Genomic DNA, 20,191 nt, shown 5'->3' on the forward strand with positions numbered 1-20,191 from the left:
TTCGACCGGAGAGGCCGCGACGATCCGTCTCCACCACTCCTTCGTGGAATTGCCGGAACTGGGGGAATACACGCCGAGGGCGTTCGATCCGAGGGCCGGCTTCGGCGCCATGAGCTACGCGGACTACAGCGGCGCCGCTGGGCGAGGACATGCAGCAGCGGTTCATCCGGCGGCACCGGCTCGAGAAGCGGGACCCATCGGCGGCCGTGAGCGAATCGGTCGAACCGATCGTCTACTACCTGGACCCGGGCGCGCCGGAGCCGATCCGGACGGCGCTGCTCGAGGGCGCTCGCTGGTGGAACCAGGCGTTCGAGGCGGCCGGTTTCCGGGACGGTTTTCAGGTGGAGATGCTGCCGGACGGCGTGAGCTCGCATGATGTCCGGTACAACGTGATCAACTGGGTGCATCGGTCGACCCGAGGCTGGAGCACCGGGGGCTCGGTGACGGACCCGCGCACGGGCGAGATCCTCAAGGGCGTCGTGACGCTGGGGTCGCTCCGCTGGCGGCAGGACTATCTCATCGCCGAGGGTCTGCTCTCCCCCTACGCGAACGGCGACGAGGTCCCGGAGGACATCGCCGCGTGGGCGCTGGCGCGCATTCGCCAGCTGTCGGCACACGAGGTGGGGCACACTCTCGGCCTTGGCCACAACTACTACGACAGCGAGCGCGGCCGGATCTCGGTCATGGATTATCCGCACCCGCTGGTGACTCTGGGGAACGACGGCCGGCTCGACTACTCCGAAGTCTACGACGTGGACATCGGGGAATGGGACAAGGTCGCGATCACGTACGGCTACTCGCACTTCGCGCCCGGGACGGATCAGGCCGCCGAGTTGCGGCGGATCCTGGACGAGGCGTGGGACGAGGACATCATCTACTTCACGAACCAGGACATCGGCATCCACGCGCGCGCCGACCAGTGGTCGAACGGGGTGGACGCGGCGGTCGAACTCACGCGGATGATGGAGGTGCGGCGGCACGCGCTCGACCGCTTCGGGGAGGCGGCGATCCGAGGCGGTCGGCCGATGGCCACGCTGGAGGAGGCACTGGTTCCACTCTACATGCACCATCGCTATCAGGTGGACGCGGCCGCTTCGGTGCTCGGCGGGCTCGAGTACATCTACGCCTTCAGGGGAGACGGGCGGACGCCGGTGCGACGGGTGTCGGGCGGGGCGCAGCGGGCCGCCCTCGGAGCGCTCGCGGCGACGCTGAGGCCTACCGAGTTGGCCGTCCCCGAGGGCGTGCTCGATCAGGTGCCGCCCCGGCCGCCCGGCTACGGTCGCTCGCGTGAGACGTTCCCGCGCTATACGGGGCCGGCCTTCGATGCGGTCACGCCCGCGGTCGTGGCGGCGGACCATACGGTGTCACGGGCGCTGGAGCCGGCGCGGGCCGCCCGACTGGTGGAACAGCACGCGCTCGACCCGCAACTGCCGGGACTGGACGAAGTGCTGGTGGCGCTCGTCGACGCGGTTCGCCCCGAGGCGAACGAGACGCCGTACCACACGGAGCTGCGGCTCGCGGCGTACCGAGTGCTCGTGGACCGGATCATGGCGCTGGCCGAGGGGGCTCCCATGCCGCATGTGCGGGCCATTGCCACGCACCGCCTCGTGGAGCTGCGAGCCGAAATGGCGGCCAACCCGCCGCCGGAGCGGGACGCTGCCTTTGTGAGGCTCGTAGACCGCGACATCGAGCGCTTTCTCGACAAGCCGTCGTCGCCGTACCAGATGCCGGGGACGCCGAATGCGCCGCCGGGTGCGCCGATCGGTCAGCCGGCCATGGACTGGCTCGCTGGAGACACATGGTCGATGGCCGGGCCCGCAGGCTGGGCAGCGGAGTGGCTTGGAGGCTCCCCCGCCTGCTCGGCGGAAGGTGGCGGGTTCTGAGGAGCGCCGGCGTTCCCGCGGGAACGCGTGAAGGTCAGCTGTACCCGATCGCGATGGCAATCACGAGAGCGACCGCGCCGAGCGCCATCAACATGAGGTAGCGGGGGACGACGAAGCGCAGCCACGCCTCGTAGCGCACGCCGCTGGCGGCCAGAATCGCCATCAGCGCGCCGTTGGTCGGCGTGATCAGTTCACAGAGCCCCGCCCCGTACTGGTAGGCGAGGATCGTGATCTGCCGAGAGGCCGAGCAGGTCCGACAGCGGCACGAGCACCGGGAGCGTGAGCACGGCCTGGCCGCTCACGCTGGGCACGGCGAAGTGCAGCACGCCCTGCGCGGCCGACATACCGATGGCCGAGAGCGCGAGCGGCAGTTCCGCGAGCGGGATGAAGAGCCCGCGTACGATCGTGTCGATGATCCGGGCGTCGTCCATCACGACGTAGATCGCGTTGGCGAACCCGATCAGAAGCGCGGCGTACCCCATCGACTTGAAGCCCTGCGCGTAGGCCTCGGCCGTCCCCGTGATCCCGAGCCGACCGACCATCCCGACGACCACCCCCATGACGAAGAAGAGCGCCGACATGTGATCGAAGTCCCACCCCAGCCCGAGCAGCCCCCACACGAGGATGCCGAAGGTGGAGGCGACGATCCCGAAGATCATGAAGTCCCTCCAACCCATCGCCGCCTCCGGTCCGGCTACATCCGATCTCGACTCTTCCTCCATCTCCGGACCCACCCGTGTGCTCGCAGCGTACCGCATCGTCCACCAGATCCACAGACCGAGGGCGATGGCCAGGAACACCAGACGGAACACGCTGCCCGAGAGCGGCGCCACGTCGGCTACCTCCTGCGCGGTCAGGACCTGGAACGGGTTGATGGGGCTGAAGGCCGATCCCACGAAGGCGGAACCCGCGCTCACCGCGACCCCCACCATCGGCGAGTAGCCGAGCCGCTTCGTCAGGAGCATGAGCGCCGGAACCAGCGGGATGATCTCTTCCTGTAGATTCTCCGTTACGCCGCCCGTCGCGAAGGCGAGCGAAACCACGGGGATCGCGAGGATCTCGCGGCCCTCCAGCCGCTCGACGAGCCAGGCGATGCCGCGCCGAAGGGCTCCCGTCGCGTCGAACACGGCGAAGGCCCCGCCGATGAGGAAGATCAGGAACACGACATCGGCGCGGTCCGCCATCCCCCGGGGGATGGCCACGATGGCGTCGAAGATCCCGATGCGGTTGGCTTCGACCTCTTGATAGGTCCCCGGCACGACGATGCTGCGCCCGGTCTCCGGATCGTCCCGCCGCTCGTACTCCCCCGCCGGCAAGACGTAAGACAGCGCTGCAGCCGCGAGGACTACCGCCGTCAGCAGCGTCAGCGGGTGCGGAAACCGCAACCTCCTCACCCGCTGGCCGAACCGCCCGCGGAACGCCCGTAATGTCGCCATGGATCCCGAAGATGCGCCTGCCCCGCCCCGCCTGACAATCGGAAGCGTAGAGTCAGAAGAGGCAGGTCTCCCGGGCGACCCGCGTACCGGCCGCACTCTGAAGCCGGAGGCGGATTACTGAGTCCACGCCCAGCGCATCCGAGACGATGCCAAGGACTACGCCGTCCGCTGCAATTTCCAACGGGACACGGGGCCCGAGCAGCCCACGTGGATGTTCAATGGCTCCAAGTCGCACCGGGGTCCCGACCTCGCCCCGATAGCGGCCGCAGTTGTCGAACAGGTCCCAGGTTGCGCCGGCCTCGGGCCCGGCGGACTCACGCCGGACCCACAGCCAGCCCTCCGGCGACACGTCCAGAGCCGCAATGATGGGCTCGAATCCGGATTCGCCACCGGCGTCGTTCGCAACGGGCGCGGGATCCCCAAGCGCGACCGTTCGAACCGTATCTCGGTCGAACGTCACCTCGTGGAATCGATACGCCGACCGGTGAGCCACCCAGAGAGTTCCAACGCTCCCAAACCCCCAAACGAATTGTTGAGGGGCCATGAATGAGGGCCAGCTCATGATCAACTCACCGCGGCCATCCTCGGTGGTGCTTGATTCCGGGGGGCCCATGGTTACGAACCGGGTCTCGATCAGGAGCGTATCGCCGGCGAGGAGCTCATGATCCCCGGACACTGAATGACGCACAGCGTAGGTGTGTCGCAGGTAGTCGCGGTCGGGCGTCCGGTAATCGACAAGAGTCACTTCCTTATAGACGAAACCCAAAGTGTCCGCGTCAATCACCCTGCCCCAGATCGGCACATTTCCCGGCCAAAAGCCAGCACGCCGATCGGAACGGTGGAGTTCATTCCCGAGCGAATCGAGACTCAACTGCTGACGCCCATCGCCCACCCACAGCCGATTGGGCGCCTGCCATACAACGTCCTGGTCGATTCGGGACCCGTAACGTTTCTCGCCGGGTCCCCCGCCTGCGCGCGCCATGCGCCGCAGATACCGGCCTTCGCGACTGAAGACGCGGACCTCTTTCCAGCCGACATCCAGCACGTAGATGAGCCCGTTCTCCCCTACGGCGATGTCGCGTATTTCTGCGAAGATGTCGGGTCCACTGCCCTCGACGCGGCCAAGCCTGAGGTCCTCGACCAGACGCCACCCAACGCTTCCGCCACCCTGCGTGCGCGAAGGATTCGTCACCACGATGCGCCCTCCCGCCAGGGTGTCCACGGTCACCTCCTGGGGCAGCGCCACGCCGCGCACTGCGAACGGGCACAGGAACACGATGAGCACGGTCATCGCAGCGGATCGCATGGGGGTCAGAACGGGCAAACCTCTGCGACGATCGGCGTCCCGCGTGCGCTTTCCAGGCGGAGACGGAGGACGTAGCTCACATCCAGGGCGTCGCGGGCGATCCCATGGATTACGCCCCCCGCACCGAGATCGATGGGTTCCACCATATCGCCCTCATACCGAACGGTTCCGATTCGCGCCGACGTGGAAACCTCGCCCCGATAGCGGCCGCAGTTGTCGAACAGATCCCAGACGGGGTCCTCGTCCGGGCCGTCCGGGTGCCGCCGCGCCCAGAGCCAGCCCTCCGGCGACACTTCCAGACTCGCAATCCGGGGTTCGAACTCCGACTCGTCGGAATCATCCGGCGGGGGCGGGGGCGGGTTGCCGAGTTCGACCGTACGCACGGTGTCGCCGGCGAACGTGACCTCGTGGAAACGGTGTACCGCCCTGTTCGCCAGCCACGCGGCTCCGCTGCGCCCGAACGCCCACACACGCCTCGGAATGGACACCTTCACGACGCCTCCGATCGAGATCGTTGCGCCACTCCGACCTGTTGTTTGAAGGGTGCTCGTCGAGACGCGCCTGTCGAGCAGGAGCGAATCCTGCGGCGGGACCGGGTCCGGATGCTCAGGGTATACGGGGAGGCGCACACCGTAGGTGCGGCTACGCGTGACGGTCTCGTCTCCTTGAGTGGTGCGGTCCCAGACGCCGATCTGCTGATAGACGAAGCCCTCGCCATCGGCGGCGACGATCCTGCCGCCACGCACGCTACGTATTAAGGCGGCGGCTCCGCCGATCGGCATCCCGGGGCCGAAGGGCTGGCCGGATCGGCTGAGTTCGTTTCCCAGCGAATCGAAACTCAACTGCTGATGGCGATCACTGATCCAGAGCCGGTTCGGAGGTTGCCAGATGATACGGTACACAGGGGAGAACCCGGAGTAGCGGAACTCGCCGGGTCCCTCTCCGTCGCGGGCCATGTTTCGCAGATGCCGACCCGCACGGTCGAAGACGCGGACCTCCTTCGAACCGTAATCGAGCACGTAGATGTGGCCCTTCTCGTCCACGGCGACGTCGTGCACGTCCCCGAAGACCTGCGGCCCGGTCCCGTCCACCCGGCCAAGGCGGAATTCCTCGACGAGGCGCCACTCGTCGGGTCCCCCGCCGCCCGCGGAGTTCGACACGACGATGCGGCCGCTCTCGAGCGTATCGACGGCCACCTCCTGCGGGAGGTGTGGCGCCCCCGCGCCGAGAGCGAGCGCGGGCACCGGGATGATCAGGAGACCAGCCGCCACGGCTCCTTTCGCGCGGAGGAGGACGCGAAGGAGAGACTCGTGTAACATCGGCGACCTCCTATCCGCTTGAGCCGCCGCGCTCGCCGGAGACGCCGCCCTGTTCGGACACCGGCTTGCCGATGAGTTCGAGGCCCAGGTCGCGGCCCTTCACGACGGCCGGGACGCCCTCGGCCATCCAGCGCGGGGCCGGGGCGTCGACCAGGTAGTGGTCGAAGAACTGCTGCATGCGGATCGCCCAGTCCTCCTGGTTCGGCTGGCGTCCGAGGCCGTGGCCCTCGCCGTTGTAGTTGAGCATGAACACGGGCAGCGCCAGACGGCGCATGGCGACGAACATCTCGATCCCCTGGTACCACGGCACGGCGCCGTCCTCGTCGTTGTGGAGCATGAGGAGCGGCGTCCGGATCTTGTCCGCGAAGAAGAGGGGCGAGTTGTGGACGTAACGGTCGCGCTCGTCCCACAGCGTGCCCCCGATGCGGCTCTGGGTGCGCTCGTACTGGAACATGCGGCTCATGCCGGTCTGCCAGCGGATGCCCCCGTATGCGCTTGTCATGTTGGACACCGGCGCGCCGGCCTCCGCCGCGGCGAAGATGTTCGTCTTGGTGATCATGTAGGCGATCTGGTAGCCGCCCCACGAGTGGCCCTGCACGCCGACCCGGTCGGGATCGATGAAGCCCTGTTCGATCAGCGACAGCACGCCGGGCACGACGGCATCGAGCGCGCTCTCTCCCGGATACCCGATCTCATAGGGGATATCGGGGACGAAGACCACGTAGCCGCGGCTGGCGTAGAAAGAGAACCGTACCGAGGCGCGGTTCGGCACGGGCGGTTGATACGCGTGCAGCCCGTCGGACATGCGCTCGTAGAAATAGACCATGAGCGGGTATTGCTGTGACGGATCGAAGCCGTCGGGCTTGATCAGGATCCCGTCGAGCGGCGTGCGGTCGCTCGACATCCAGGTCATCAGTTCCGCGTCCCCCCACCGGTACTCCGCCTGCTGGGGGTTCGCGTCGCTCAGCTTGCGGGGGTTCCCGAAGTCCGAATCGCCGACCCAGACATCGGGAAACTCTACGAACGTCTGGCGCGTCCACACGTAGCGATCGGCGTCCTCGGCCTTGGCCGGAGACCCGTACCGCGCGTCGCCCATCAGCAGTTCCTCCAGCCGGCCCGTCTCGTCCGTCCGCCCACGGACATACCCCGCTGACTTCGTGCCGAGATCGAAGACCGAGAAGAGCACTTCCCCTTCCTCGATACCCTCGCCGCCGCCGCCGAAGCCGAAGAAGTTGCCGCCTCCGCCCTCCCCCACACGCTGGACGCGGTACCTCAGATCGGCGCCTCGTCCGTCGGTGAGGCGCACCGCCGCCCGCTCGCCGCTCGGGTCCAGGCGCCAGACATCGTTGCGATCGTAGACGAGAAGCGCCCCGTCGTCCTCAATCCACACGGGCGCGCCATATGGCGGCGGCCCCTGAGGGTGATCGTCCAACTCGTTGAAGAAGGCGACCGGCAGATGACCCGTCAGGCTCCGCGCGGGCTCCTCGCCTTCCATCCGCGCCGCCTTCCAGTCCCGGTCCGCCTCATCCCACCAGTAGGCGTACGTGCCGGCGGGAGAGAGGCTGGCGCCGCCGAAGCCGCGCACCCTCCCCACGACCATGCGCCGTTCCCCGGTCGCCACGTCGACGGCGTACGCGTCCTCGTACCGGCCGTCCCACGAGATCTCCTGGCGGTGGGGCATGTCGGTCGTGGCCAGGACGTAGTCGCCGGCCCCGGTCTCGGTCCGCTCCACCTCGGGGACGCTCGATGTGCCCAGCTGGACCAGGCCATCCCGTCCCTCGTGCACGACCGCGAGATAGGAACGGTCCCGCTCGCGGTTCGCCTGAACCAGCTGCATCGGCTGCAGGTAGTCGTCCCGCCAGTTCCAGATGTCGAGGTTCACGCGGTCGTCATCCAGGATCTCCTCGTCCGGCTCCGGTTCGGGGCGCGGCGCCGTACCGAAGAACACCCGCTCGCCGTCTTCGCTGATCGAGACATCCCCGTTCTCGCTCACCCACCATCCGTCGGGCACCCCGCTCGTCTCGTGGTCCGCCAGCCGCTCGAGCGATCCCTCGGCGTACCGGTACAGGGCGAAGGATGGCTGGTCCATCTCCCATTCGTCGCGGTTGCTCAGAAAGGCGAACCGTTCCCCGGATTCGTCGAACGCCAACTGCGCGTAGTGGCCCTCGCCGGAGAGGATCTCCATGCTCTCGCCGCTCGCGGGATCCACGAGGTGGACGCCGTCCCCTCCCTCGTCCTCGGTCGAGGTCACATACGCGACTCCCGTGCCCGAGTCCGCGACCTCGTAGGTCACGACATCGGCGAACGAGTGCTCGGAGCCCGAGTCCGGATTCAGGAGGACGAGGGGCGTCCCGTCGTCCTTCTCATGCCGCTTCTCGTACTCCGCGGAACGCTCTTCCTCTTCTTCGCCCTCCTCGGCCTCAGGCTCGGCGTCCTCTTCTTCCTCGTCTTCTTCCTCAGGGTTCTCGGACAGGAGATAAGCCACGAAGGCGCCCCCATCCTCGGGAACGCGGAAGGACTCGATGGGGCCGGCCCGCGTGACTCCCGCGTCGTCGTCCTCGGCGCCGAAGGCTTCGGCGAGCGTTACGACCGCGAGGGAGTCTCCCGGGATGTCGTCTCCCTGCTCCCCTTCCAGCCGGAGCGAATCGACGACCGCCTGCACCGGCGTGACGCGGAAGGCGAGATGACGGGAGTCCCGCGTAAAGGCCGGACTACGGCCGCGGAAGCGACGCTCCGCCGATCCATCCGTGCGTGCGATCACCAGCGTGGGGTCGCCATCCCAGGGCTGGAGCACATAGGCCAGCCAGGCGCCGTCGGCGGAGATCGTGCGTCCGCCGATGGAGTTCCAGCGATACGTGTCTTCGTGATCCAGCGCCGGTTTCGTCTCCTGCGCGGCCAGCCAGCCGGGCGCCAGGGCGAAGGCCGCGAGGGCGGCGACGGAAGCGGCCATAAACGTACGAGAGGTCGAGGACATCCGGCCCTCCTGTTTCGGGGTGCGTTTCGGAAATCGGGTGGCGGTCATCGCTTGAAGTAGACGGGTTCGGTCGGAAGCGCATCTACATCGATGATCTTTCCGGCCGCCATGACGACCGACTGCTTGCGGATGTTGCTGATGTCGGCGAGCGGGTCGGCGTCGAGCACGAGGATGTCTGCCAGCTTACCGGCTTCGATGGTGCCGAACTCGTCGAGCGCGCCGGCCGCGATGGCTCCGTTGCGGGTGCCGGCCACGATCGCGTCGCCGGGCGTCATCCCCATCTCCACGAGGCCTTCGATCGCGAGCAGCGTCCCGATCCCGGGCTCCTGCCAGATCGGCTTGGGCGTGCGGCCGTATTCCGGCGCCACGCCCGCGTAGTTGTCCGTCCCCAGCGAGGTGATGCAGCCGCCGTCGATGAGCTTCTTCGCGTTCAGGCGCCGCACCTCGTTGCCGTGGCCCACGGCGCGCTGTTCACGGCGGATCTGGTAGCTCGTCTTCTCCCGCTCGACGGGACGCCGCAGCCGCCCCCACTCCCGCGCCCGGGCTCCCTCCGCCTCGCGCGCGAGCCGCTCCTCTGCCGTCTTTCTGTTCGCGAGATGGTTCTCCCAGGCGGGACCCGTGAAGGTGTTCACCAGCATCGAGCAGACGATGCCGCGATCCACGATCTGCTTCACGAGGGCGTCGGAGATTTCCCGGCTGGCGAGGACTTCGGGGTGCTGTATGAGGTCGATCCCGGCCTCGACCGAGAGCCGGAGCCCCTCCGGGTTGGTCGAATGGGTCTCGGCGATGAGGCCGCGCGCGTGCGTCTCCTCCACGATCACGCGCTGTGCTTCGGGCGAAAAGCCGATGAGGGTGGGGAAGGACCAGTGACTCGTCCCGCCGTACTTGAGAAAGTCCACGCCCTTGTCGAGATACTCGCGCATTCTTGCCCGCAGTTCCTCCGGGTAGAGGTCCATCAGGTCCTCGCCCGCCCCCTGCGCGATGTGATCGGAGAACTGCTCTTCGTAGAGCGAAAGATCGTCCTCGGGAATGAGGGCGAAGGTGATGGAGTAGGGGCCGCCCCAGCCGACGATGTTGCCGGCCACCTGGAGTCGCGGGCCGATCGCCTTGCCCGAGGCGATGGCGTCGCGCACCTGCTGGAGTTCGGGCAGCGCGCCGTAGCTGTCGCGGAGGTGGGTCACGCCGAACTTGAGGTGCATCTGTGCCGCCTCGAGCGTCAGCTCCCGGCCCATGCTCCGGTAGAAGACCGAGCTTTCCTTGCGGTCCTTGTTTCCGCCGCCGTAGAGGGAGATGTGGACGTTGGTGTCGACGAAGCCGGGAGTCACGAACTTCCCGGCGCCGTCGATCACGCGGGCGCCCGCGGGGACCTCGACATCGGCCCGCGGTCCGACGGCCGTGATGCGGTCCCCTTCCACGACGACGGTGGCATCGGTCAGCGGAGCGCCGCCGTTTCCATCGATGAGGGTCGCACCCACGATCGCGGTGGCCTGGGCCCAAGCGTCGCTCGTGCCCGCGACGGCCGCGGCAAGGGCGAGGAAAAGCAAGGCGGAAACGCGTCGGACGTGGCGGGACATGGCTTACCTCCGGTCTTCTCGGCCTATACGTCCGCTCAGACTAACAGATTGTTCGGGTCGCGAGTAGCCGCGCGCGCGGAGGCGCGCTAGGCTGTGCGGGATTCACGTGAGCGCCCCGCGCGAACATGATTCCGCGAAACACCAGCTGAGAGACACGAGAATGGCGACGACGGCGACGACGGCGACGATGACCTCGAAGTTCCCCGTCAGGCGCGTCGAGCGATCGAGGCGCCCCTCGGTCGACTTCGACAACCTTCCCTTCGGCTCGATCTGGTCGGACCACATGTTCGTGGCCGACAACATCGACGGCGCGTGGACCGGCGCGGAGATCCGGCCCTACGGCCCGATGGAGATCTACCCGAGTTCGAAGGCGCTCCAGTATGCCGTCTCGATGTTCGAGGGATTCAAGGCGCACAAGACGCCGGAGGGCGATCTCGTCGTCTTCCGGCCGGACATGAACCAGAAGCGGTTCAACCGCACCGCGTCCCGGTTCGTGATGCCGGAGCTTCCGGAGGAACTGTTCTTCGACGCGATGCGGGAGCTGCTCGATGTCGATCGCGGCTGGCTGCCGGATGCCGCTCAGGGGGCGCTCTACATCCGTCCCAGCTACTTCGGTACCGATCCGACCCTGAACGTCACCCCGGGCCGATCGTTCCGCTTCGTCCTCATGACCACGCCGGTCGGGCTCTACTTCACCGGATCGCAAACGGTCAGTCTCGTGGCGACGCGGAAGTTCGTGCGCGCATTCCCCGGCGGGACCGGCGCCCACAAGCCCGCGGCCAACTACGGCCCCACGATGCTGGCCTCCGTGCACGCGCAGGAGCAGGGATACGACAACGTGATCTGGCTCGACGGGCACGAAGGACGGTTCGTCGAGGAGTGCGGCGTCATGAACATGTGGTTCGTCATCGACGGTACGGCGATCACGCCTCCGCTCGAGGGCACGATCCTCCCCGGCGTGACCCGGGACTCGCTGATCCAGCTGTGCGCCGACTTCGGGATCCCGTGCGAGGAGCGACGGATCTCGGTGGAGGAACTGCTGGACGCGCACGCCGCCGGCACGTTCGAGGAGGCGTTCGGTTCGGGTACGGCCGCTACGGTCCAGCCAATCGACCGCCTCGGCCTCGACGGGACCGACGTCACGCTGCCGCAGCATCCCGATTCGGTCGCCGCGCGCCTGAAGGCCGAACTGTACGGGATCCAGACCGGACGCATCGAGGACCGGCACGGCTGGCTGTGGCGCCCCTGACCCAGCGTAGATGACGCAGCCCTAGGAGGCGCGCCACCATGTCGTCCGAACCGCCGTTCAAAGCCACTCTCTGGATCAGGCCGGCTTTCCGGACGGACTTCATCGATGTCCGGGCGAAGCTCGAGGAGGAGTTCGGGTCCGAGTTCGACCGGTATCCGAAGGCGCTCTACATCTCCGACCATACGACGGCGGGGTTCCTGGACCAGCGGCTTGCGCGGCGTCTCGACAATGACGACGCGAAACTCCAGGAGTTCATCAAGGTCTTCCACAGGATTTTCCCGCCCAACGCCGGCTACGTCCATGACGAACTCGACCTCCGTACCGAGCTATCGGACGAACAGAAGGCCACCGAACCGGAGAACGCGGACTCCCACCTGACGTTCATCGGCGCCGGACTCCAGAGCGCCGCTACCTACGATCACGATAGGGACAAACCCGTCTGGTTCGTCGATCTGGACGGCGTGCACCGGGGCGGAACCCGGCGGCGGCGGACGACGGTCGTAGGGTACGGGGCGGAGGAAGTGGTGGCCCGGATCGAGGTGGAAGTGGAGGCCTCGCAACGCGCGATCGATACGACCGACCTTCGGCAGCCGGACTTCGGCTTTGTGGACCGTCTCCAGAAGTTGGTCGAGGAGCACGGCGTTTCGTTTGGGCGGCTTGATATCTCCCTGGCGCCGGAGGAGAGCGGCGCCAGCCTGACGGTGAACGAGTTCGAGCCGCTATTGATGAATCGAGATGTCCGCGGGGCCCTCCTCAGTCCGCTGCGTTTCATGGCGGATCAGGGCAAGGAGGTGCTGAAGGCGCCCCTGACGCTGCCCGGCAAGGCGCTGCGTCTGCCGGGCAAGGCGCTGCGCTTTTCCGGCAGGGCGCTCGACGTGGCCCGGAAGGGAAAGAACGTGCTGAGAAGTCCATCCGGCCCGACCAGGGCCCTGGACTCCGCCACGGTGGAGGCCGTCCACATCCTCAACACCGCCCTGGAGGGAATGGGGGTGGATGAGTCGGTGATCGCGCGCGTGATCAACCGCAGTCTGGCTCTCCCGGTGTCCCGCTTCCATGGACTGCGGAGGGGGATCAGCCTCCCCGTCATCGATCAGGACGGTGACGGGACGGGCGAGATCCCATGGGGAACCTACCAGAGCCCGATCCTCATCCAGTGGAAGGCGCCGGAGGGAGCGACCCGGAAGTTCGACGTGAAGCTGGTCCGCTTCGTCTAGATCGAGCTGCCGGACCGGGTGTCAGGCGGGGTCGGCCGCAGCGTCCGGAACAGACACTCCGAACACCTTGTCCTCAAGTCGAGCCACACGGTCGGTCAGGGCCACGCGGGTATCGGCGAGTTCGCCCCGGAAGGCATCGATGCGACCGCTCAGGCGGCCCTCGACCTCGCGGAGTTCGGTCCGGAATCCCGCGATTTCCCCCCGAAGCTCCTCGCGGACGCCCCGTATCTCGCTCCGAAGCCCCGCGACATCCCGGTCGAGCTTGTCGCGCACGCCATGGATCTCGCCACGAAGCTTGTCGCGCACGCCATGGATCTCGCCACGAAGCTCGTCGCGACGCCATGGATCTCGCCACGAAGCTCGTCGCGAACGCCATGAAGCTCGCCACGAAGCCCGTCGCGAACGCCATGAAGCTCGCCACGAAGCCCGTCACGAACGCCATGGATCTCGCCACGAAGCCCGTCCTGGACGCCCCCCAACTCGGCCCGGAATGCCTTCATCTCGGCGGTGAGCTTGCGTATGGCAGCAAAGGTAAGGCCGCCTATCGCTGCGCCCACGCCGATGATGGTGAGCATCAGGGTGATGATTCCGGCCACATCCAATCCCATCATCGGGGCTCCGGTCAAGGTTCGTGCGGCACGACGACTGCGTGCCTGTCCGCACCAACCTCCGGAGGCCAATCAATGTGGTATCAACCGGGACGTCGCTTCAAGCGGCAGGCCCGCCGTCTTCGCCAGTGGCCCGTCTCCGGCGGCGGCGGGGCGCGGGCCGGTTCAGGCAGTGGGAGTTAGACGAGGGATCGGCCCTGCGAACCGTCCACGGCGATACAGGCGCCCGTGATCAGGCTGGCCCGCTCCGAAGCCAGGAACGTGACGACGTCCGCGACCTCGTCGGCCCGCCCGAACCGCCCCAGCGGCAGGTTCGCCTTCACGAACTCCCGCATCCCCTCGGGGTCCGACTTCACTCGCTTGTCCCAGCTCCCGCCGGGGAACTGGATGGATCCGGGGGCGACGCAGTTCACCCGGATGCCGTCCCTGGCCAGCTCCAGAGCCATGATGCCCGCCGCCGAGATCAGCGCCGTCTTGGTCGTGTTGTAGATTGAGAGTCCGGGACCGCCCTTTTCCCGCCCGAACACCGACGACACGAAGACGATCGACCCGCCACCGGCGGCACGCATGTGAGGGATCGCCAGCCGGCTGGCCCTGAACCCCGACAGGACGTTGAGCTGGATGATGTCCAGCCAATCCTCGTCGCTGGTCTCCTCGAACTTCCCGCGCCGGTTGCCGCCGACATTGTTCACGAGCACATCCAGCGCCCCGTAGCGGTCGGTGGTCGCCCCCACCAGCTGAGCGGCCCCGTCCTCCTCGGCGATGTCGCAGACCACGGTGAGAACGTCCGCGACACCTTCAGCCCGTAGCGACGCCGCGGCCGATTCGAGCCCCTCACGGTTGCGCGCGCATAGCGCCAGCCGCGCACCTTCGGCCCCCAGCGCGCGTGCGGTGTAGAGGCCGATCCCTCGGCTCCCCCCGGTGACGACCGCGACTTTTCCCTTCAGTCCCATATCCATGCGCGAGACTCTACCGGGCGTCCCGATCCCCCGCCAGCCCTCTTCCTCCCGAGTGGACCCGCCGCCCCGGTACTGACATGTTCACCCGCCGAAACCGGATCCTTCCAGCCGAGGACGCGCCATACAGAGCTTGCGGATGATGTGGTGCGGATCCTGCTCCTAAGTGCAGAAGCTGGGCGACGCGGGACTCAATGGCCGGGACGACACTCACCGGTTCACCCATGCAACGTGGCGAGCCATGCTCTGGCGACTGCTGGATTCGAGGCCGACCTGAGTCGCGGTGCTCCCTCCGGCGCCGCGCGTGCGAGATCAATCGTCCGGGGCTTCTTCGCCCGGATCGCCACGCATGAGCTCCACAAGTTCATCCGTTGGTTCGGGGGGGCGACGCACCAGGTCCGCCACGAGGGCAAAGCCCTTGCGGGATAGAAGCACTCTCTCCCTTCGCTCCCACGGGTCGAGGGTGACCAGTTCCGGGAAGAGCGCAAAATCGCGATCTCGCGTGAGTAGGGCTTCCACGCCGTGGGCCAGGCAGAGGGCGGCAACGCGGGCATCGTGGACGAGCGGGCCGCGGACGCGCTGGCGTGTAATCAAACGTTCCAGCAGGTCCAGGAAACCGTCCGTTTCTCCCAGCAGGCGGTTGGAGGGGGACTCGGTCCAGGCGCGAAGCTGGGCCCACGCTCGGTCGGGTGGCGTCGCCGCGTTACGCCAGATACGCCGGTTCGTCACAACACCCAGAAACTCGTAGAGGCAGGGCCAGGGGATGGCCCAGGCCAAGTCGCCCTCGGCCAGCGTCCTGAGCATGTTGCGCGCGGACTCGTGGAGGGGCGACTCCCGGCGATGCGCGTATACCAGGATGTTGGTGTCTACCGCGATCAAGGGGCGTCGGGCTGTTCGTAGATCCTTTCGGGCTCGTAGATCATCTCGGAGAGATCCTGCCACGTGTACGCGGCGAGCGGATCGTCGTCACAGGGGTCTCCGTGGCTGAGGTCCGGCATCCGGTACCTGGAGGCGGTCGGGCTCGCCGACAATACCCTCCTCAGACCCTCTTCGACCACGGACCGCAGGGAACGACGGTTGTCTCTGGCGTACCGCTTGGCCCGAACGAGAAGCTCACTGTGGATATCGATGGTCGTTTTCATGACCCATACTACCCATACTGCTTCGTATGGGCAAGCAATAGTCATTCTCGAACAGGGTGCCCGGCGTCCCTCGGTTCTCTGGTCAGCGGACGAACATGACCGGGCGGGTGGGGAGTGCCTCCACGTCGATGACCTTCCCCTCCTTCATCACCATCGTCTGCCTTCGGATGTTGTGGATGTCCTCGAGCGGGTTCGCCTCCAGGAGGACGAGGTCCGCGAACTTTCCGACTTCGATCGTCCCGAAGTCGTCGAGACCGCGCGCGGCGAGAGCTCCGTTGCGGGTCCCGGCCACGATCGCGTCCGATGGGGTCATTCCGAGTTCGACGAGACCTTCGATCGCCATCAGCGTACCGATGCCCGGCTCCTGCCAGATCGGCTTGGGCTCGCGCAGGAACTGGATGTCCGCAGCCGGGAAGTTGTCCGTGCCGGGGGTGACGATGCAGCCCGCCTCGATGAGGCTCTCGGCGTTCTGGCGGCGCATCGCGTTTCCGTGGCCGAGTGCGTTCCGTTCCCGGCGCAGTTCGAACGATGTCTTCTCCCGGGTCACGGGACGGCGCAGGCGCCCCCACTCGGCCGAATCCCCGGCATGGGCCCGTCGTGTCTCCGCCGCCGCGACATCCGCGAGATGCTGTTGCCACGCCGCCCCGGTGATCGTGTTCACGAGCATCGCGCAGATCACGCCCCGCTCCCGGATCTGCGTTAGCAACGCCTCCGAATACGGCCGGCCGGCCAGCAATTCCGGGTGCTGGATGAGATCGATGCCCGCTTCCACGGCGAGGCGCAGGCTTTCCGGGTTCGTGGCGTGCGTTTCGGCGACGAGCCCTCGCCGGTGGGTCTCCTCCACGATCACGCGCTGCGCTTCGGGCGAAAACCCGATCATCGTCGGGTAGGACCAGTGGCTGCTCCCACCGTATTTGACGAAGTCGACGCCCTTGTCGAGATAGTCGTTGATCGCGACGCGGAGTTCCTCCGGATACATGTCCATGAGGTCTTCCCCCGCTCCCTGCGCCAGGTGATCGGAGAACTGCTCCTCCCACAGCGACAGATCCGAGTCGGCGATGAGGGAGAAAGTGACGGAGAAGGCCCCGCCCCAGCCGACGATGTTGCCGGCGACCTGCATCCGCGGGCCGATGTCGCGACCCTCCGCGATCGCGTCCCGCACCTCGATGAGCTGAGGCAGCTGTCCGTAGCTGTCCCGGATGTGCGTCACCCCGTGCTTGAGGTGCATCTGCGCGGCCTCGAGGGCGATGTCGGCCCCGCGCTCCCAGTAGAAGACCGCGTTCTCCTTGCGGTGCTTCCCGAAGCCCGCGCCGTACAGGCTCGTGTGCACGTTGGTGTCGACGAAGCCCGGGGTGAGGAACTTCCCTGTCCCGTCGATGACCCGCGCCCCATCGGGCACGCCCGTGCTGGCGCTGGGTCCTACGGCGGTGATGCGGGCGCCCTCGACGACCACGGTGGCGTCGGGTATCGGAACGCCCCCGTTCCCGTCGATGACGGTGACCCCCACGATCACGATCGTCTCCTGGGCCATCGCCCCCAGGGAAGGCGGCCACGCGATGAAGCACGCAAGAACCAGTGAGACAACCGTTCGACGAATCAACATGCGGACCTCCTTAGGCATTAGAGGGCAGCTGCTTTCTCCAGGAAGCGGTCGTACCGCAGGGAGAGTGACGACGCTGAGGGGTAGTCGGCGCGGCGGCGAGGAAGAGCGATACGCCGACCGTGAAGACCCTGGATGGCGTGTCGCAGCGTAGGGCCGTCTTCTTCCGCGAGGATCGCGGGGCGAACCCGGATGGTGTAGTCAGGGCGTACGCCGAGGAAGAATCGGTCGAAGGCCGCATGGTGCAATCGACACAGCGCCAATCCGTTCCTCACCTCCGGCTCTCCCTCCGGTTCGGCGTCGGGGATGATGTGGGCGGCGTCGAGCAGCTCCTCATGACGAAGTCGGCAAAGAGCGCATTGACGTCTGTACGCTTTGAGAACCCGCTCGCGGAAAGCCTGTTGATGCAGTCTCCGGCGAGTCTCCACCGTCACATACTCACGGCGTAGCGACGTCTCGCGACGTACCTCCGCGCCCTCCCACACGCGCATCGAGGTCGAGACCGGACCCAACTTCTCGGCATCGACTTCGATGGAAAACGTCAGCATCTCCGGTGCATCTCCAACCACATACACTGGCCACACAGCGCAATACCTGCCCGGGAGAAGACCATGAAAGTACACCAAGGGCAGGTTGTGGTACATCGCTTTGCGGAGTCCGACGTTGTCGAGGTGGTCGGGGTCAGTCCCACGGTAACGGTATCGAAGGAAGTGGCCGGGCCCGAACGCATCGTTGTAGGGTCCCGTCGGAGTGGTGGTGATCGACAGCGGGACGGCCATCGTCCGGGGCTTGAAGATCCCCTGATGGCCGACGAGGTGGATGCGTCGCCCTGCGAACTCGAAACCCTTCTCAAGGAGAGGACGTCGCGGAAGCACGTCCCCGTGAATGTTTCGTTGGCTGGCGAGCCACTCGAAGGTCGCCATCCTGACCCGCTGGTCATACAGCTGGTCGAAGTCCGCTGTAGACACGGGGTGGTCGTAGGGCATGCCGCAGACTACCGATGAATTGCGCGACCCGTCAATCAGGTTGCGGGACGACGCCACCGATATGTCGCGCGTTACCGAGGGACCGACTTCCAGGGACAACCGGGATGTGCGCAAGGCGAGTCTTCAGGTGCAGGTTGGGGGCGGACGCAAACCATTCGCACGAGGTGCCGATGAAATACGCTCTTCCTCTGCTACTGATCTCATCGCTGACGCTCGGTTCCGGCGGCAGGTTACGGGAGACGCCGCCCGACAGGCCCACGGACACGTATCCCAAGAACCCCGCCATCGACGCGCTCAACTACGCGTTCGAACTCGCGCTGAGCGACGAGACCGATCTGATCTCGGGCGAGGCAACCATCGATCTCCGTTTCCTGGCGGACGGCGTGGATCGGGTCCGTCTCGATCTCGTCGGGATGCGTGACGATGGCACCGGAATGCGAGTTCGGGACGTCATCGGGAATTCGGGGCCGCTCGAGTACACGCACCGGGATGATGCGCTCTTCGTCTCGCTGGCGAGGCCGACCGAGGCGGGTGATCGGCGGCAGTTCATCGTGGCCTACGAGGGAGTGCCGGCCACCGGCCTCATCATCGGCCCCAACAAGTACGGGGACCGGACGTTCTTCAGCGACAACTGGCCGAACAAGGCTCGCAACTGGCTGCCGACCATCGACCATCCCTATGACAAGGCCACGAGCGAACTCATCGTCACGGCCCCGTCCCACTACCAGGCCATCTCCAACGGACTGTTGATCGAGGAGACGGACCTGCTGGACGGGACCCGCCGGACACACTGGAAACAGTCCGTCCCGATCGCGACCTGGCTGTATGCGCTCGGCGCCGCTCGGTTCGCGGTACAGACTGTAGACTACTATAACGGCGTGCCGATCCAGACGTGGGTCTATGCCCAGGATCGTGACGCCGGCTTCCATGACTTCGCGGTGCCGACGAAACAGGCGATGGAGTTCTACGGGGATTGGGTCGGACCCTATTCGTACGAGAAACTCGCCAATGTGCAGTCGAACAGCGTGGGCGGCGGGATGGAGGCGGCGACCGCGATCTTCTATGGCGATGAATCGGTCACCGGAGAGCGCTCCGTCCGCTGGCGGAACGTCATCATCCATGAGGTAGCCCATCAATGGTTCGGAAACGCGGTCACCGAATACGATTGGGACGACGTCTGGCTCAGCGAGGGATTCGCCACCTACTTCACACTCCTCTTCATAGAACACCAGTACGGGCGGGATGAATTCGTTGAACGGTTGAAGGTGAGCCGCGACGGGATTCGCGCGTTCATGGCCGAGAACCCGGACTATCGGATCGTCCACGACAACCTCTCCGACATGAGCCGGGTGACCAGCGGGCCCGGCACGTACCAGAAGGGTTCGTGGACGCTGCACATGCTGCGCGGCGTGGTGGGCGAAGACGCGTTCTGGGCCGGAATTCAGGCGTACTACCGTGAGTTCCAGGACCGGAATGCGACCACGGCGGATTTTCGTCGTGCGATGGAGGAGGCCTCGGGTCTCGACCTCGGCGACTTCTTCGATCAGTGGCTGTATCGGGGCGGGTGGCTCGAGGTTGAAGGAGGCTGGAAGTACGACGCGGAAGCTGGGGCGATTCACGTCGAAATCGATCAGGTCCAGGAGGAGCGCTACACGTTCCGCATGCCTGTCCAGCTGGCCATCCACCTTCCGTCGACGGAGCCCCCCGAGAGAGGCGTACACGGGTCCGCACCGCCCCCGCGTATCGAGACGGTGCGGGTCGACGCGCGGCGGAGCCGGTTCACGATCCCGGTCGGTCGCGAGCCGCTCGACGTGGTCCTCGATCCCGGCACCTGGCTCCTGATGGACGCCGCTTTCGCGCGGCGGCGCTAGCGGAGGGTGCCGCACCGCCACGGTTGCAGGAGACATGGCGGGGGCGACAGCTTTGACGCCACGGATTCGCTTT

Annotated in this window: 15 protein-coding genes and 1 pseudogene; 5 read left to right on the forward strand and 11 right to left on the reverse strand. The window is 66.6% G+C overall.

Translation table 11 applies throughout. The annotated features are described in order from the left end of the window. The first annotated feature begins 149 nt into the window (after nt 1-149). Nucleotides 150-1,883 carry a zinc-dependent metalloprotease gene (locus ACN9M6_RS00360; protein ID WP_419160929.1) on the forward strand — a complete coding sequence of 578 codons (1,734 nt, stop codon included), beginning with the start codon at nt 150-152 and terminating at the stop codon, nt 1,881-1,883. 34 nt (nt 1,884-1,917) lie between these two features. Here the strand turns inward: ACN9M6_RS00360 and ACN9M6_RS00365 are convergent. The 5 genes and pseudogenes from ACN9M6_RS00365 to ACN9M6_RS00385 form a co-directional block, all read right to left on the reverse strand. Continuing rightward, nucleotides 1,918-3,319, reverse strand: a pseudogene (locus ACN9M6_RS00365) (YfcC family protein). Between the two features lie 52 nt (nt 3,320-3,371). Further along, nucleotides 3,372-4,610 (reverse strand): hypothetical protein, encoded by a 1,239-nt coding sequence (locus ACN9M6_RS00370; RefSeq protein ID WP_419160930.1) that lies wholly within the window; start codon nt 4,608-4,610, stop codon nt 3,372-3,374. A 20-nt stretch (nt 4,611-4,630) separates the two neighbouring features. Next, the gene (locus ACN9M6_RS00375) at nt 4,631-5,944 is read right to left on the reverse strand and encodes a hypothetical protein (protein WP_419160931.1); all 1,314 of its coding nucleotides are present in this window, start codon (nt 5,942-5,944) and stop codon (nt 4,631-4,633) included. Between the two features lie 10 nt (nt 5,945-5,954). After that, nucleotides 5,955-8,918, reverse strand: a complete 2,964-nt coding sequence (locus tag ACN9M6_RS00380; RefSeq protein WP_419160932.1) for a prolyl oligopeptidase family serine peptidase — start codon at nt 8,916-8,918, stop codon at nt 5,955-5,957. 44 nt (nt 8,919-8,962) lie between these two features. Next, nucleotides 8,963-10,492: an amidohydrolase family protein gene (locus ACN9M6_RS00385; RefSeq protein ID WP_419160933.1), complete on the reverse strand. Its 1,530-nt coding sequence runs from the start codon at nt 10,490-10,492 to the stop codon at nt 8,963-8,965. Between the two features lie 160 nt (nt 10,493-10,652). Here ACN9M6_RS00385 and ACN9M6_RS00390 point away from each other — a divergent pair, with 160 nt between their 5' ends. Next, the gene (locus tag ACN9M6_RS00390) at nt 10,653-11,741 is read left to right on the forward strand and encodes a branched-chain amino acid aminotransferase (RefSeq protein WP_419160934.1); all 1,089 of its coding nucleotides are present in this window, start codon (nt 10,653-10,655) and stop codon (nt 11,739-11,741) included. A 38-nt stretch (nt 11,742-11,779) separates the two neighbouring features. Beyond that, entirely contained in the window at nt 11,780-12,955 is a 1,176-nt protein-coding gene (locus ACN9M6_RS00395; protein WP_419160935.1) for a hypothetical protein, read from the forward strand. A 21-nt stretch (nt 12,956-12,976) separates the two neighbouring features. On the opposite strand, the gene ACN9M6_RS00400 is transcribed toward ACN9M6_RS00395, so the two are convergent. Further along, the gene (locus ACN9M6_RS00400) at nt 12,977-13,261 is read right to left on the reverse strand and encodes a hypothetical protein (RefSeq protein ID WP_419160936.1); all 285 of its coding nucleotides are present in this window, start codon (nt 13,259-13,261) and stop codon (nt 12,977-12,979) included. A gap of 35 nt (nt 13,262-13,296) precedes the next feature. Between ACN9M6_RS00400 and ACN9M6_RS00405 the strand changes: the two genes are divergently transcribed. Further along, nucleotides 13,297-13,746, forward strand: coding sequence for a hypothetical protein (locus ACN9M6_RS00405; RefSeq protein WP_419160937.1), 450 nt, complete (start codon nt 13,297-13,299; stop codon nt 13,744-13,746). On the opposite strand, the gene ACN9M6_RS00410 is transcribed toward ACN9M6_RS00405, so the two are convergent. The 5 genes from ACN9M6_RS00410 to ACN9M6_RS00430 all read right to left on the reverse strand — a co-directional run bounded on the left by ACN9M6_RS00410 (nt 13,743) and on the right by ACN9M6_RS00430 (nt 18,247). Continuing rightward, nucleotides 13,743-14,522 carry an SDR family NAD(P)-dependent oxidoreductase gene (locus ACN9M6_RS00410; RefSeq protein ID WP_419160938.1) on the reverse strand — a complete coding sequence of 260 codons (780 nt, stop codon included), beginning with the start codon at nt 14,520-14,522 and terminating at the stop codon, nt 13,743-13,745. The genes ACN9M6_RS00405 and ACN9M6_RS00410 overlap by 4 nt on opposite strands. Nucleotides 14,523-14,831: 309 nt before the next feature. Further along, nucleotides 14,832-15,398 (reverse strand): type II toxin-antitoxin system VapC family toxin, encoded by a 567-nt coding sequence (locus tag ACN9M6_RS00415; protein WP_419160939.1) that lies wholly within the window; start codon nt 15,396-15,398, stop codon nt 14,832-14,834. Continuing rightward, a complete protein-coding gene (locus ACN9M6_RS00420) occupies nt 15,395-15,661 on the reverse strand; it encodes a hypothetical protein (RefSeq protein WP_419160940.1) in 267 nt (88 codons plus the stop codon). Before ACN9M6_RS00420 ends, ACN9M6_RS00415 begins: the two co-directional genes overlap by 4 nt. 82 nt (nt 15,662-15,743) lie before the next feature. Then, entirely contained in the window at nt 15,744-17,264 is a 1,521-nt protein-coding gene (locus ACN9M6_RS00425; protein WP_419160941.1) for an amidohydrolase family protein, read from the reverse strand. A 17-nt stretch (nt 17,265-17,281) separates the two neighbouring features. Further along, nucleotides 17,282-18,247, reverse strand: coding sequence for an HNH endonuclease (locus ACN9M6_RS00430; RefSeq protein WP_419160942.1), 966 nt, complete (start codon nt 18,245-18,247; stop codon nt 17,282-17,284). A gap of 170 nt (nt 18,248-18,417) precedes the next feature. On the opposite strand from ACN9M6_RS00430, the gene ACN9M6_RS00435 reads away from it, so the two are divergent. Beyond that, nucleotides 18,418-20,118, forward strand: a complete 1,701-nt coding sequence (locus ACN9M6_RS00435; RefSeq protein WP_419160943.1) for a M1 family metallopeptidase — start codon at nt 18,418-18,420, stop codon at nt 20,116-20,118. Nucleotides 20,119-20,191 lie beyond the last annotated feature (73 nt).

Origin of the sequence: Candidatus Palauibacter sp. (assembly GCF_965197445.1) — a bacterium.
GTDB lineage: Bacteria > Gemmatimonadota > Gemmatimonadetes > Palauibacterales > Palauibacteraceae > Palauibacter.

Coding starts and splice junctions, on each gene's coding strand:
- ACN9M6_RS00360 (WP_419160929.1), top strand. CDS start 150: ATGCAGCAGCGGTTCATCCGGCGGCACCGGCTCGAGAAGCGGGACCCA.
- ACN9M6_RS00370 (WP_419160930.1), bottom strand. CDS start 4,610: ATGACCGTGCTCATCGTGTTCCTGTGCCCGTTCGCAGTGCGCGGCGTG.
- ACN9M6_RS00375 (WP_419160931.1), bottom strand. CDS start 5,944: ATGTTACACGAGTCTCTCCTTCGCGTCCTCCTCCGCGCGAAAGGAGCC.
- ACN9M6_RS00380 (WP_419160932.1), bottom strand. CDS start 8,918: ATGTCCTCGACCTCTCGTACGTTTATGGCCGCTTCCGTCGCCGCCCTC.
- ACN9M6_RS00385 (WP_419160933.1), bottom strand. CDS start 10,492: ATGTCCCGCCACGTCCGACGCGTTTCCGCCTTGCTTTTCCTCGCCCTT.
- ACN9M6_RS00390 (WP_419160934.1), top strand. CDS start 10,653: ATGGCGACGACGGCGACGACGGCGACGATGACCTCGAAGTTCCCCGTC.
- ACN9M6_RS00395 (WP_419160935.1), top strand. CDS start 11,780: ATGTCGTCCGAACCGCCGTTCAAAGCCACTCTCTGGATCAGGCCGGCT.
- ACN9M6_RS00405 (WP_419160937.1), top strand. CDS start 13,297: ATGGATCTCGCCACGAAGCTCGTCGCGAACGCCATGAAGCTCGCCACG.
- ACN9M6_RS00410 (WP_419160938.1), bottom strand. CDS start 14,522: ATGGATATGGGACTGAAGGGAAAAGTCGCGGTCGTCACCGGGGGGAGC.
- ACN9M6_RS00420 (WP_419160940.1), bottom strand. CDS start 15,661: ATGAAAACGACCATCGATATCCACAGTGAGCTTCTCGTTCGGGCCAAG.
- ACN9M6_RS00425 (WP_419160941.1), bottom strand. CDS start 17,264: ATGTTGATTCGTCGAACGGTTGTCTCACTGGTTCTTGCGTGCTTCATC.
- ACN9M6_RS00430 (WP_419160942.1), bottom strand. CDS start 18,247: ATGCCCTACGACCACCCCGTGTCTACAGCGGACTTCGACCAGCTGTAT.
- ACN9M6_RS00435 (WP_419160943.1), top strand. CDS start 18,418: ATGAAATACGCTCTTCCTCTGCTACTGATCTCATCGCTGACGCTCGGT.